Annotated in this window: 14 protein-coding genes, 1 pseudogene and 1 riboswitch; of the genes and pseudogenes, 6 read left to right on the forward strand and 9 right to left on the reverse strand. The window is 54.5% G+C overall.

Going from position 1 to position 13,263, the window contains the following annotated elements; translation table 11 throughout:
- Positions 1 to 250 precede the first annotated feature (250 nt).
- Positions 251 to 688 (forward strand): SRPBCC family protein, encoded by a 438-nt coding sequence (locus tag AC27IT_RS00845; RefSeq protein ID WP_007782128.1) that lies wholly within the window; start codon positions 251 to 253, stop codon positions 686 to 688.
- A gap of 519 nt (positions 689 to 1,207) precedes the next feature.
- Here AC27IT_RS00845 and AC27IT_RS00850 read toward each other — a convergent pair.
- Positions 1,208 to 2,803, reverse strand: coding sequence for a catalase (locus tag AC27IT_RS00850; protein WP_122952760.1), 1,596 nt, complete (start codon positions 2,801 to 2,803; stop codon positions 1,208 to 1,210).
- A gap of 63 nt (positions 2,804 to 2,866) precedes the next feature.
- On the reverse strand, positions 2,867 to 3,634 hold the full coding sequence (locus AC27IT_RS00855; RefSeq protein WP_122952759.1) for a 2-phosphosulfolactate phosphatase: 768 nt from the start codon (positions 3,632 to 3,634) through the stop codon (positions 2,867 to 2,869).
- Positions 3,635 to 3,760: 126 nt separating this feature from the next.
- On the opposite strand from AC27IT_RS00855, the gene AC27IT_RS00860 reads away from it, so the two are divergent.
- On the forward strand, positions 3,761 to 4,201 hold the full coding sequence (locus AC27IT_RS00860) for a hypothetical protein (RefSeq protein WP_005828682.1): 441 nt from the start codon (positions 3,761 to 3,763) through the stop codon (positions 4,199 to 4,201).
- A 63-nt stretch (positions 4,202 to 4,264) separates the two neighbouring features.
- Here AC27IT_RS00860 and AC27IT_RS00865 read toward each other — a convergent pair whose 3' ends face one another.
- A complete protein-coding gene (locus AC27IT_RS00865) occupies positions 4,265 to 5,182 on the reverse strand; it encodes a phosphotransferase family protein (RefSeq protein WP_283857822.1) in 918 nt (305 codons plus the stop codon).
- 69 nt (positions 5,183 to 5,251) lie between these two features.
- On the opposite strand from AC27IT_RS00865, the gene AC27IT_RS00870 reads away from it, so the two are divergent.
- Positions 5,252 to 5,488, forward strand: a complete 237-nt coding sequence (locus tag AC27IT_RS00870) for a hypothetical protein (RefSeq protein ID WP_005828686.1) — start codon at positions 5,252 to 5,254, stop codon at positions 5,486 to 5,488.
- 26 nt (positions 5,489 to 5,514) lie between these two features.
- On the opposite strand, the gene AC27IT_RS00875 is transcribed toward AC27IT_RS00870, so the two are convergent.
- A complete protein-coding gene (locus AC27IT_RS00875) occupies positions 5,515 to 5,718 on the reverse strand; it encodes a cold-shock protein (RefSeq protein ID WP_005828688.1) in 204 nt (67 codons plus the stop codon).
- A gap of 420 nt (positions 5,719 to 6,138) precedes the next feature.
- Between AC27IT_RS00875 and AC27IT_RS00880 the strand changes: the two genes are divergently transcribed.
- Positions 6,139 to 6,483 (forward strand): rhodanese-like domain-containing protein, encoded by a 345-nt coding sequence (locus AC27IT_RS00880; RefSeq protein ID WP_487091497.1) that lies wholly within the window; start codon positions 6,139 to 6,141, stop codon positions 6,481 to 6,483.
- Positions 6,484 to 6,567: 84 nt separating this feature from the next.
- Positions 6,568 to 6,723: riboswitch (cyclic di-AMP (ydaO/yuaA leader) on the forward strand.
- Positions 6,724 to 6,731: 8 nt separating this feature from the next.
- Positions 6,732 to 7,430, forward strand: coding sequence for a CAP domain-containing protein (locus AC27IT_RS00885; protein ID WP_005828692.1), 699 nt, complete (start codon positions 6,732 to 6,734; stop codon positions 7,428 to 7,430).
- A 70-nt stretch (positions 7,431 to 7,500) separates the two neighbouring features.
- Here the strand turns inward: AC27IT_RS00885 and AC27IT_RS00890 are convergent, their stop codons facing one another.
- From AC27IT_RS00890 to def, 3 genes are all read right to left on the reverse strand, one after another.
- On the reverse strand, positions 7,501 to 7,659 hold the full coding sequence (locus AC27IT_RS00890) for a hypothetical protein (RefSeq protein WP_007782111.1): 159 nt from the start codon (positions 7,657 to 7,659) through the stop codon (positions 7,501 to 7,503).
- A gap of 112 nt (positions 7,660 to 7,771) precedes the next feature.
- The gene (locus AC27IT_RS00895) at positions 7,772 to 8,794 is read right to left on the reverse strand and encodes a homoserine dehydrogenase (RefSeq protein WP_283857823.1); all 1,023 of its coding nucleotides are present in this window, start codon (positions 8,792 to 8,794) and stop codon (positions 7,772 to 7,774) included.
- A gap of 32 nt (positions 8,795 to 8,826) precedes the next feature.
- On the reverse strand, positions 8,827 to 9,357 hold the full coding sequence (def, locus tag AC27IT_RS00900; protein WP_005828697.1) for a peptide deformylase: 531 nt from the start codon (positions 9,355 to 9,357) through the stop codon (positions 8,827 to 8,829).
- A gap of 178 nt (positions 9,358 to 9,535) precedes the next feature.
- Between def and AC27IT_RS00905 the strand changes: the two genes are divergently transcribed.
- Positions 9,536 to 10,843 carry an aminotransferase class I/II-fold pyridoxal phosphate-dependent enzyme gene (locus AC27IT_RS00905; RefSeq protein ID WP_005828698.1) on the forward strand — a complete coding sequence of 436 codons (1,308 nt, stop codon included), beginning with the start codon at positions 9,536 to 9,538 and terminating at the stop codon, positions 10,841 to 10,843.
- Positions 10,844 to 10,966: 123 nt separating this feature from the next.
- Here the strand turns inward: AC27IT_RS00905 and AC27IT_RS00910 are convergent.
- A pseudogene (locus AC27IT_RS00910) lies at positions 10,967 to 11,866 on the reverse strand (DMT family transporter).
- A 145-nt stretch (positions 11,867 to 12,011) separates the two neighbouring features.
- Complete coding sequence (locus tag AC27IT_RS00915; RefSeq protein ID WP_487091501.1) at positions 12,012 to 13,184, reverse strand: acyltransferase; 1,173 nt, start codon at positions 13,182 to 13,184, stop codon at positions 12,012 to 12,014.
- Positions 13,185 to 13,263: the final 79 nt, after the last annotated feature.

Below are 13,263 nucleotides of genomic sequence, written 5' to 3' on the forward strand. Positions count from 1 at the left end.
GTTCGGTTTTTGAGGCTAGGTAATAGAGAGAATTTCAAGGCGTGCGCCGAATCTACCATGCACTTCCTGTTCTGTGAAAATAAAGCATCAGACTGGGGAAATTAAGTTGTAGACTGAAAAATAACATAGAGTAGACTCAGGTGGCGGCGCTCAACTAACGGGCAGGAGCAGCATCCTTAGCCTGGAACAAGCATTTCGACGCACTGGAATTTCCCCTCAAGTCCATGACCAAAAAGGAGGAACAATGAACATGACCGCATCTGCACCGGAGTTCACCATCGCCCGCACCCTGAATGCCCGCCGCGAGCTCGTATGGCGCGCCTGGACCGAGAAGAACGATCTCGCCGCCTGGCTCCCTTCAACGCCGCTAGAGTCTATCTCCTTCGACGTCCGCGAAGGCGGACGCTACCGCTATACTATGGTCAATAAGCAGACCGGCCAGGAGTATCACACCGGGGGTGTGTTCCTTGACGTCATTCCTTTCGAACGGCTCGTCTTCACCTGGGGTTCCCCCGATGATCCCGTCGAGGGCACCCCTGTCGTGACCCTGACCCTTACCGCACAGGGCGAGCGCACCGAGATGATCTTCCACCTGCGCGGATTCGCTGGTCACCCCGGCGATCAGTATGTGTACGACGGTTGGTCTGGTACGCTCGACAATCTGGCGACGCACCTGCGCGACCAGTAAAAGTAGACGGCAGCAAGAACTAAAGAAGCAGCCTTCGCGGCCTCCCGCAAGTTACGATTCTGCTAACAGATTGCCGCGCAGCGCTGGAAAGAACCATTGCTTTTTTCGTTCAACCTTGCCATTGAACAACCGAAAACCGCTCGCTCAAAAAACAGCGGCAGTCTCAGCCTTTATTTTTGAGTCCTAGTCCGCCGCTGTTTCTTTTACGCGGTCAATCTACCACTTTTTTATAGCGACTGCTGATTTTACTATTCAAAAACCGCGCAGGTTCAATAACTTTAGTCTAATCCTATATTTTCCTGTGGCACTTCCACTATCATGCGAAAGGCTACGAGAATGAGCTTGAAAGCGGAACCGTTCGAATAACGGAAAAAGGGCGACTGTGCAAGCAGCCTTTTTTCTTCCTCGCGCAAAAGGGTACGGCAGGAGAGGGAAAAAGCCAACCCCTTTGCAGCCAATCGGCACACGCAAAGGGGTCAGGCGCTGTTTTCTGGCTCTGGCTGGCCTTTATTCAAGCGATCAATACGGCTCCGCCGGATGTCCATCCTGTTCGGCCTGACGCACGCCAGCGCCGGGATTGGTCGCTCCCATCGGTCCGCCGTGGCCGTTGTCCCGGTTCCGGCGACCTTGCTCGATTCCTTGCTTCACCCGGGAGCCGTACTCTTCGTCGCACTGGAAAAAGTAATCGAGCATCTTCTCCTGGATGCGCCGGTCACAGGACAGGAGAGCATCGGTCAAATTGGCGATCAGGTCGTCTTTTTCCCAGTCCTCCATGAGCCGGTACCGTTCGCCAGCCTGTTTGAAATCGTTGGTGCGGTCGATTTTTTGCCGGACGATCTTGCCCGCGACCTCTGGTTGATGGTCGGGAGCGGACTGTTTGGCCTCGTGCAAACCGCCGATCGTGGACGGCTCGTAGTTGATGTGCGGCTGCTTGCGGTCGACCCGGTACAGCATCTGCCCGCCTTCCTGGTTGGTGGCGACGTGCTTTTTCGGCGCGTTGATCGGCAACTGCAAATAGTTGGCTCCCACCCGATAGCGCTGCGTGTCGGAATAGGAAAACGTTCTGCCTTGCAGCAGCTTGTCGTCCGAGAAGTCCAGGCCGTCGACGAGCACGCCTGTACCAAACGCGACCTGTTCTACTTCGGCAAAGTAGTTTTCCGGATTTTTGTTCAACACCATTTTTCCGACAGGCAAAAACGGAAATTGCTCCTCCGGCCACAGCTTCGTCGGATCAAGCGGATCAAAATCAAGCTCGGGATGCTCGTCATCGCTCATGATTTGCACGCACAGCTCCCATTCCGGATAGTCTCCCCGTTCGATCGCTTCGTACAGGTCCTGTGTCGCGTGATTGAAGTTTTTCCCCTGAATTTCCTCGGCTTCTTTTTGCGTCAAGTTTTTGATCCCTTGCGCAAGCGGCTGCCAATGGTACTTGACCAGCACCGCTTCGCCCTTTTGATTGACCCATTTGTACGTATTGACGCCGGAGCCTTGCATCTGCCGGTAGTTCGCCGGGATGCCCCACGGGGAGAACAGAAACGTAATCATGTGCATCGCTTCAGGCGTATTGGAAATGAAGTCAAAAATGCGTTCGACGTCCTGAATGTTCGTCACCGGGTCTGGCTTGAACGCGTGGACGAGATCAGGAAACTTCATCGCATCGCGAATGAAGAAGACTTTCAGATTGTTCCCTACCAGATCCCAGTTCCCGTCCTCCGTGTAAAACTTCACGGCAAAGCCGCGCGGATCGCGCAAAGTCTCAGGCGAGTGCGTGCCGTGAATGACGGTCGAAAAACGGACGAACACAGGCGTTTTTTTGCCGCGCTCCGCAAACAGCTTCGCTCTCGTGTACTTCGCAACCGGCTCATCCCCGACCGTTCCGTACGCCTCGAAGTATCCGTGTGCGCCTGCGCCACGCCCGTGCACGACCCGCTCCGGTATTCGCTCACGGTCGAAATGCGTAATTTTTTCCAGAAAATCATAGTTTTCCAGAACGGTAGGACCGCGATTGCCTACTGTGCGCATATTTTGGTTGTCTGTGATCGGATGGCCCTGCCGATTGGTCAGCAACTCTTCCTCGGTTGACCTGCCCTGTGTGCTGTTCTTCGATTCTTCCATGTTCATCCTCCCTGTCCAGTTTCTCACTCGATCATGAGAAATGGTTTCCGAAAAAGGGAGTCTTTATGCAAAAAAGCCCGGCGCTGAACCGAGAGCAGAAGAAGCGGCAACGTACCCGCCGTCTTTTCCCAGTAGCGGAACGGTCTGGCTGCGGTTCCATTCGGCTGCGATCTGAACATCCTGCGGATATCCTTTTGCGGCAAGCTCGCGTCCAGAGCCGCTTTCCGCGAGGACGGCAGCAAGCTGCTCGTTGGCCGCCCGGAATGCGGCGACCGCCATTTGCGCTTCGCAGGAGAGCTGGTAGCCGCTTAATCCGTCGAGGATCGCGCCTGCGGCCAGCATGTCTTCGATGGCAGGACGCAGGGCGCCGTTGGGCCATCTTTCTCCGCAGGCGATCACGCTCACGGTTCCTTTGTGCGCGTTGATGAAGCGAGCTACCGCCGCTGCGTTTCGCAAGCAGCCTGCGACGACCACGGCTCCGCTTTGCTGCGCCAGCACAGTGCAGGTCGAACCGTTGGGGGAAGGCAGGACGAGTTTGCTCCCGGCTGGAATCGTCGCGAGACACGCCGGAGAGAGCGACACTGGCTCTCCGCGTTTCCCGGCGAGCAGTGCTCCTTTTTCCCGCGCGTAAAGCGCTGCCGTCTCGTCTCGCATGCGGTACGGATAGACGATCCCGCCGCGCCCGCACACGACATCCACACAGGTGCAAAACGACAGCACATCTATCATGACGACGATGTCTGACTGGGGCGCCAACTGTTCTACCCCTTCATATCCCCATTCAAACCGCGCCGTATAGTCTAGCTGTTTAAATATGGAAGCTTCGCTCATCCATTCCACCGCTTTCTATCAGAAATGGTTACTTGTCCCCTTACGTTCGCCGTTACAAAAGGAGACAAGACTTAATATTGTAGTATTGTCCCATTAGTTAAACAACAAGAAATGGAGTGATCTGGGATGTCTGAAATGGAGTTTGAAAGCACCAGCGACCGAGGGGGTGGAAGACCAAGGAGAACAACTGTTTACACGACTGGCATTCTGCAAAACAACCTGAACACGGCTCTTACCGCTCACATCGACTTGGTCAACCTCAATGACGAGCCAGTGGAGGTGCGTGTGCAAGTGCTGAACTGGGGCACAGCGGTCACACAAACCAATCCGGTAGGTTCACTGCTCGACGTCACACAAACGCTCGCCGCAAACACACGGGTTGCGCTGAACGCGACTGTCGTTGCAACGAACCACTACGAAGTGCGCCTGACTGTCGGCCGCAACGGCAACCGTGAAAATGTCCTTCTGACCACGTATGGCCGTACTTCTATCGGCGGCGGTCAAGTCAACGGCCTGTCTGTTCTGCCTAGCCAACTGCTCACCATAGAAGTCGATGGCTGCCTGTAATTCTCGCTTTCCCTGTAAAAAGAACTATGGCTCTAATTCCATAGTTCTTTTTTCTTTTTCGATTCAGCTATACCAGGACGGGATGCGTCTTTCAAACGCGTCGTGCTCCTCGACAATCGTCTGGATCCGCTTCATCATGTCCGGCAGCAGCGCGGGGACAGTCCGCTCTGTCCAGATGATCGAGGAGAAAATGGCCATCGCCGTGTACACGTTGTACAGCGTCCAGAAAGAGTCGGGAATTTCCTGCCCGTTCCAATAGCCCGCCAGTTGGCCGTTGCAAAACGGAACACTCACCTCTTTGCTGAAAAAGGCGAGCTTGACGAACTCATGCACCGGGTCGCCCCAGTCGTAGCGGTTGAAGTCGATCACGCCTGCGTAGCTGCGGTCGCGGACGATCAAGTTTCCGACGTGAAAATCGTCGTGCAAAAAGCAGCTCGGCCGCCCAGCCAGCAGGGGCAAGTGTCGGTCAATGAATGCGAGAATGCGCTCGCCGTCTTTGAACGCGGAAGCAGAGGCAGCGTAGGCTGCTGCATACATGCGATGCTTTTGCACACAGCGCTCTGCCCATGGCGATGTCGACGCGGGAGCCGCGAGCTGGTGCATGGCGGCCAAATCCCGTCCCGCCAAAAAGCCGACCTGCTGTTGCTCGCTGTCCGTGAAGGTCGGCAGTGCGTCCCGCGCATCCTCTCCTTCGATGTAAGAGACGAGCATGTAGCAAATGCCCCATTCTTTTCGCACGCCAAAATCGAGCGGCCTGGAAGCTTTGATCGGCAGAGGCTGCAACGCCTGCAACCGCGCATACTCCTGCTCTTTTTGCCCGGCTTGCTCGTAGCTGGCTACCCGCAAGACAGCAGGGCCTCCTGCTGCCAACTCGACGCGATATTTCCGGTCTGCCGAATGCCCTTTTTTGATTTCCTCCACGCTCCCCGCCTGTTGCAAAAGCGGAACCGTTTTTTGCAGCGACACCAGCCAGTCTTCCATTTCGTTCACTCTCCTCCCGGTCTGTGATAAAAAGCAGCATGCTCGATTATACGACAGCCGTGGCAGCAATTGGTAGAAAAAAACGCCGGGAAGCTCGATTTGCTTTTTGCGTGTACAGACGAAATCTTGCCGAAGTTGATGGCGCAGCTCGCAGCGACGGGCGAGAACGCGGCCTTTCAGTTTGGCGACCCGGTTCCGCCTTCGTTCATCGGGCTGTTCGGCCACATCCAGGCGCACGCCGACTTTTACCGGGTGATGCTCGTCAAACACCGTGATCTTGCGAGAAAAAAAGAAACTGCCCGCTGACGGACAGTTTCTTTTATAAAGGAGACTTACAGTTTTACTACGTTCTCAGCTTGAGGACCGCGGTTGCCTGTTACGATGTTGAACTCAACGCGCTGGCCTTCTTCCAAAGTTTTGAAGCCGTCGCCTTGGATTGCGCTGTAGTGTACGAATACGTCGTCTCCGCCTTCTACTTGAATGAAGCCGTAACCTTTTTCTGCGTTAAACCATTTTACTGTTCCGTTCGCTTGCATGAGAAAACCTCCAAAAGTCAATTTGAATATGCTAGTCATATTTACCGAAGCAAATAAAGCTCACATATCATGAAGAAATACCCCAGAGCGAGATCGCGATACGCCTTCATGATATGTGAAGTTGATCTACTTCGCTAAAATGAAAGTGTCATAGGACGGAACTGCCATGTTAAAACCAAAACTTTTTGAAAACCTAAAACGACGAAAGCCCTTCCTCTCTTCCATCCTTGCGGCTCCGATGACCGCGCCAGTGTGAATCGGGATTTCAAAAACGTTATCCATCAGCATACACCTCGAAGATTTAGGCTCAAGTATTCAAGTAGCATTATCATTCTACCATAACCAGACCATAAAAATCAACCATTTACTACTACTCTATCAGAAAGGCAACTGCTACAATAGGCTCGGGAGGGATTGCGAATGCTAAAAAACATCTGGACGAAACAGGAAGTAATCGAGTTGCTGGAAAAACAGACACCTGTACTCATCCTTGACGTCCGCGACGAGGCAAAATTCCGGAACGGAACGCTCACCAGCGAATTGGCCGCAACCAAAAACGTTCCCTATGTGCACATGCTCGAACGTGACAAGCCCTTAGATGAAGAAACAGAATCCGTGGCGCGAAAAGCGCAGGTCATCACGGTCTGTACGTCGGGCAACAAAGCGCAAAAAGCGGCTGCTCTGCTGCGCGAGCACGGATACGAGGCAAAAGCGCTGCTCGGCGGACTGACAGCGTGGAACGAGCCGGAGAGCGAGGGCGAATAAGCCCAGTAGCGCCAGCGTTTCCAGCGGTTTGGCAGATATTACTTCTTTATTTCGGGTGGGATAGTCTGATATTCTGGGTCATGCCAAACCAATAAGCCGAAGCTTCCTCACGAATGGAAGTGCGGGGGATCTTTTTGTGGGTCACGCATCCACTAAGGGGTGAATCGCTCGAAGGAGCGTAGGGTTGTTTCCTCAATCCGAATCCGACAACTAACCTCGTAGGCCAAAAAAAGGAGACGATGTTGAATATGAAACGTTTTGGAGCTACTGCCATCGCGATGACTCTGGGATTGGGCTTGGCTTTGACCGGCTTTACCCCATCTGCATCTGCTGCAGCCAATTGCCCGGTACCAACTGGCATACAATACCAAATCCAGTATCAATGGATTCCATATATGGGTCAGCTTCCATTTGCACCTAGCGCACAGCCACAACAGCCTGCCGCGCCAGTAAATCAGGCGCCTGTACAAAAGCAGCCCGTACAAAAGCCGGTGCAACAAGCGCCACAAGCACCAGCAAAGCCAGTACAGAACGTCACAAAGCCGGCTGCTCCGGCGAACCAGGCCGACCAGGCACAGGCTGGCGACTTTGCCAAGCAGGTTGCTGATCTGGTCAACCAGGAACGCGCCAAAGCAGGTCTGGCGCCTGTAACGATGGATGCTGCCCTGTCCAAAGTCGCTCTGGCGAAAGCAGCCGATATGTCGAACAACAACTACTTTGACCACACCAGCCCAACGTACGGTTCTCCGTTTGACATGATGAAGCAATTCGGCATTTCCTACATGACCGCAGGCGAGAACATCGCCATGGGTCAACGCAGTCCGCAAGAAGTGATGACGCAGTGGATGAACAGCGAAGGCCACCGCAAAAACATCATGAACCCGGCCTTCACCAAAATCGGTGTCGGCTACACCAACGGTTACTGGGTTCAGGAATTTATCGGCTAAGAACGTCTTTCCCTGTACACGAAAGCCGGGTACTCTTTTTCCAAAGAGGCCCGGCTTTTTTCGTGTGGAGCTATCCTTGCTCCGTATTTGCCGCGTTTTTCGCTTTGGGGGTGCAGCCGCAGCCTTCCTGCTCGTCAAACAGAGCGACTTCCTTCTGGTTCATCTTCTGCTTCGTTGGATAGGCAGAAACTTGCTGCAGTTCGGCATTGACATCAGACGATTGATTCATCCGTATGGCCCCCTCGCCGCTATTTGTTCGTGGTACGTCCCTAGTATGCGCGAAAAACAAACCGGGTCATTCCTGCCGATCGCTGGAAAGCGGCGCAAGGAAGCTGCCGCTGTCAGACAGCGCCGTGTCTACTCATGATATGTTCCAGGTCTTTCAGTGCTGCCGCCGCCGCTGCTGCCGGGTCCGACTTCCCGCCCACGACCATCAGTTCGCCCATGACGTCTGTTTCCACGCGGATCGCTTTCGTCGTCCCTTTTACTTGGGCAAAAGGATGCGTCGCATCGACTGCGACAAGCTCAACCGCTGCCGCTACGCCGTCTGCTGTCGGCCGGATCGTGCCGATCAGCTTCGGCACCCGTCCGGCGCGTTTCCACTCGGCGATTTGGGCGGGAGACAGGTCGCGAACGCTCGCCCGCGGGATATCGGAGAGCTTCAGCCTGGCGTCGAACACGGCGTTGGCCAAAATCGCGATTTTCGAGGCCGTATCCCAGCCGTCGATGTCGTAGGTCGGGTCCGGCTCGGCGATGCCCATTTGCTGCGCCCGGCGAATCGCTTCCTCGCTCGTGACGCCTTCCTCCATGACGCTTGTCAAGACAAAGTTGGTCGTTCCGGTAAAAATGCCTTCCACATGCTTGATTTCACAGCCCGCGAGATTGTAGCTGAACAGGTCGATCGTCGGCAGGGCGGCCGCTGTTGCGCCGCTGATTTTTAACTGCACGCCTTTTGCTTTCGCCAGGGCAGACAAGCCGGCGTAGTCGACGACGAGCGCGCCTTTGGACACGGCGATCGCGTGCATGCCGCCTGCAAGCGCCTGACGGATGTAGCGAAGCCCTGGCCCCCCTGTCCGGGCATCAGACGGGCCTGCCTCGATCAGCACGTCCGCTGCTACGGTCGACAGCCACTTTTCTGCCTCCCATGCCGGATGAGCGGGCTGCTTGGACTGCGTCAACGACTCAATCTGTTCGTTTGCAAGCCCTTCAGGATCGTAGAGCGCACAAGCCGACCTGGCGACCCCCACCAGCCGGACGTCTGCCTGGTACAGCTTGCGGTACCTGTCCTGGCGCTGCGCAAGAAGCCGCGCAATCTGCTTGCCTACTGTTCCGAATCCTGTCAGTACGATGTTCCAACGCTTCATTTGTCATTCTCCTTGCTGTCGCCAAACGGTTTCTATGCTTTGCGGTACGTCTCTCTTCTGTAGGCCAAAATGGCGTTGGCTTCCTTTTGCCTGAGCGGCTTTCCGGTTTTGGCAGAGTACAGAGCTTCGACGTGGTCGATGAACAAAACGCCTTCGAGATGGTCGATTTCATGCTGCACGCAGCGGGCGAGAAAATCTTCCGCTTCCAGCACGGTCGGCTCGCCCCTGCGGTTTTGAGACTTCACTTTGACGTAGCGCGAGCGGCTGACAATTCCGACGACGCCGGGGATGGACAGGCAAGCCTCCGGGCCAACCTGCACGCCGCTCATTTCCACAATTTCGGGGTTAATCAGCTCGATCAGGCCGCTGCCGCAGTCAATGACAATCAGCCGCAGCGGTACGCCGATCTGTACGGCCGACAGTCCGGCCCGTCCTTTTTTCGCGTAAAGCGTCTGCTTCATGTCTTCCGCGATCATTTCTGTATGAGGAGTCATGGATGAAATTCGTCGTGACCTTTCGCGCAAAACCGGATCGCCAAGTCGTACGATCGTCCGTTCTGCCATCGTACAATCCCCCCTGCCCCTATATGTGCTTACACCGTAGCAAAGCTTTTCGTTCCTTGTCAAAGGAATCCGTGCAAAAATCTGAAAAATCCCCGCCTGCTAGATGACAAATGCATGTAGATGCGCTATCTTTATTGATGATGATAAACAGATGTTCCAAAGGAAGAGGGAGGCTACCATGCATTCACTGGCATCACAGCTGAATGACACGATTCAGCGGGAAAATCCACACGTTTTTGACATGCTGTCCAACATCGGCAAGCTGATTTACTTTCCAAAAGAGGGCATCCTGAGCCAATCGGCTGAAGCGAAAGCAAAAGCGAAAAAATACAACGCCACCATCGGCATCGCGCTGGAAAACGGACAACCTATGCATCTGAAGGTGATTCAAGACAACCTGTCTGCCTTCCAGCCAAAAGATTTGTATGAGTACGCTCCTCCTGCCGGAAAGCCTGAGTTGCGCGCAGCATGGCGGCAAAAAATGATCGAGGAACAACCTGCTCTGGCAAACTATTCCTTCAGCAACCCGATCGTCACCAACGCTCTGACGCACGGGCTCAGCATCGTGGCCGACCTGTTCGCAGACAGCGGAGACAGCGTGATTATCCCGGACAAGAACTGGGAAAACTACGAGCTGACCTTCTCCATCCGCCGTGGTGCCGAAATGGTCTACTATCCATTGTATAACGACGAAATGAAATTTAATGCCACCGGATTGCGCGATGCGATCCTGGCGCAAAAAGATAAAGGAAAGGCGATTGTCGTCCTGAACTTCCCGAACAACCCGACAGGCTATACGCCCGGCGCAGAGGAAGGCCGTCAAATCGTCGCAGCTCTCAAGGAAGGCGCAGAAGCTGGCATCAACATCGTAGCGGTGACAGACGATGCGTACTTTGGCCTGTTCTTTGAAGACTCCCTGCACGAGTCGCTTTTCCCAAGCCTCTACAACGTGCATCCGCGCATTCTTCCTGTAAAAGTCGACGGAGCGACCAAGGAAGAGTACGTGTGGGGCTTCCGCGTGGGCTTCATCACATACGCCGCTCCTTCCAGCGACCTTTTGGCCGCCCTGGAACAAAAGACGTTGGGCATCATCCGCGCCACGATCTCCAGCGGAGCGCACCCATCGCAAACGTTCGTCCTGCACGCCCTCACCTCTCCGGAGTTCAAGGCGCAGAAGCAGGAGAAGTACGAAATCATGAAAGGCCGCGCCAACCGCGTGAAGCAGTTGCTCGACAGCGGAAAATACGACGACGCGTGGAGCTACTATCCGTTCAACTCCGGCTACTTCATGTGCCTCAAGCTGAAAACCGTCGATGCGGAAATACTCCGCCAGCATCTCCTGGATCAATACGGCGTAGGCACAATCGCCCTCGGCCAAACCGATCTGCGCATCGCCTTCTCTTGCATCGAGGAAGGCAACATCGACGACTTGTTCGATTTGATCTACAACGGCGTCAAGGATTTGGAAAAAGCCTTGGCTAAATAAAGAGGTTGGAGTAATAAAAAAGCGTTTTGGCCCGGAAGCCAAAGCGCTTTTTTTGCTATGGGCAAGCTGCCGCTTCTTGTTTCCAAAGAGGACGACCAGCCCGGCAGGTTCATGGCGATGCGATTACCGTTCCAGCGTTGTGCCTTTTTGCCTTGTCTGCTGCGTGCCGACGAAAATGGAGGCAAGCACGAGCAGCATGCCGATGCCATGCAGCCAGGTGAACGCTTCGTTTAAAAACAGCACGGCGACGAGTGCCGCGCTGATCGGCATCATCCCGGTAAACAAGCCGGCCTTGGACGCCTCGACCTTGGCGACTCCGTTGTACCAGAAAAAGAACGACAGGACGCTGGCCGTCACGGCATAGTAGACGAGCAGCCACCAAATATGGGCGGGAACCAGTCCCCAGTCAAAGCGGATGCCCTCCCAGACGGCAAACGGCAAAAACATGGCGAAGCTGATGACATTGATCGCAGCCGTCATTTGAAACGGCGTGATTTTGCCCGACAGCCGCTTGGCGAAAATGGTGAACAGCGCTTCGCTCACGACTGCCAAAAAGACGAGCAGGTTGCCGAGCATGCTCGCCAGCGTCTGTGCCCCTGCTCCGCCCGTAAACGTAATCAGGGCGATGCCGCATACCGAGAGAATGATCGCCACGACATTGTTCACCTGAAGCTTTTCCTTCAAAAGTCAGAAGGAAAAAAGAGCGATACAGGCAGGGACGGTGCTGGTAATGATCCCTGCTGCCGTCGCGGTAGTCCATTGGACGCCGTACAGCATGCAAATACTGAACAGAAACACGCCGAAAAACGACTGCCAGAACAGGACGCTTCCCTCTTCCTTTTTCCACGATGTCTTCCACTCGCCGCGCAAAGCCAGCAGCGGCAGCAAAATGACCATCGCGAGCAAAAAGCGCAGCTCGGAAAACAAAAAGACAGGGACGTGCGAAACGATTTCCTTTCCGATGGAAATGTTCATGCCTACCAATGCCATTGATAGGGCCAACTGAATGTAGGCGAACAGCAAGCGTTATCTTTTCCTCCCTTCGTGCTCCTACTCTTTTCCATTCGCCCTGCCCCAATTCCTTTTACTGTGAAAAAATGTCGCGCTTTTTTCAGGCTAATGGCTGCAACTGCTGCCTGCGATCCGCCAAACGTTTTCTCTCTTTCGGCTACCCGGCGTTTTGCAGTTGCTTTTGCACAGGCTCGCTCGCCCGTTTTTTTTCGGCTGCGCCCACGAGCAAGGCGCCAAATGGCAGTTTGCCCAACCCGTACGACAGCAAAAACGAGCCGGCCGCACAGATGGCAAAAACGACCAGGCTCTCGATGATCCCGGTGTGAAACAGGCCAATCGCGCGCAGCCCCTTCATCAAGTAGGTGAGGATCAATGCGTGCATCAAATACGCGCCGTACGAATACTTTCCGACAAGCCCGAGCCAGTGCGTCCAAGCCGCTTTCTTTTTCCCGAGCCAGAGCGCCAGGCCGTACACGCCCAAGAGCGAAGCGACGGTGTACAAAAACATGGACGGCTTCAAGGAGGTCGCGACATTCAAATTGATAGTGCCGCTGTTAGAGTCGCGGAACAGCTCGTAGCCAATCCAGACGTACAACAGGCAAAACGCCGTCGCGGTCAGCGGCCAGCGCTTGCGCAGACTGTCCCTGAAAGCCGGCAGGGCCACGGCAGCCACACCGCCGAGCAAAAAGTAAAAGAAGTAGTAGAAGCTGTTACGATCGCGGTACTTGATAAAGTACGCTTCCAGCCAGCCCCCGGTAAATTCGCCAGGGTGCGCCGGAATATAGCGGGCGGAAAACCACATCAAGCCCGCATACACGCCCCCGGCAACCGCTCCGACCGCAAGAAGGCGGAGGCGGCCCGTGACCAGGCGATGCAAAAATCGAAACAGCTTTTGCCACAGCGGATAGAGCAAATAAAACTGGAAGATCATCACGACAAACCACAAGTGATAGGACGCAGTTCCCGTCACGAGCTTTTTGGCGATTGTCCACAAAAAGGCGCTGCCCTCGCCCAGCGGCTTCGTCTGCACAGCCAGGTAGATGGCCGACCAAATCCCGTACGGCACCAAAATTTCCGTTACCCGCTTGCGCATGAAAGAAAAGTAGTTGACTTTTTCGTAATAGTTGTAAAACAAGACCAGTCCGGTAATAAAAATAAATGCCGGAACGGCGAATTTTAGCAGATGAAACAACATTCCATATACGATAGCCGCTTGCTCGCTCAACCCTTTTTCCCTGATAAAGACGCCGATCACATGCTGATAGACGACCGCGAGAAAGGCAAAGGCGCGAATGAGGTCAAGCTCTGCTATTCGTTCTTTTCGGCCCATAGAAACTACCAGATCCTCCCTGTTTTATTGGACAAGTGTCATCCTCATCTTACAGATCCGTACGGCAACAGGCAACCCT

The sequence above is a fragment of the Brevibacillus sp. YAE8 genome (genome assembly GCF_057543335.1).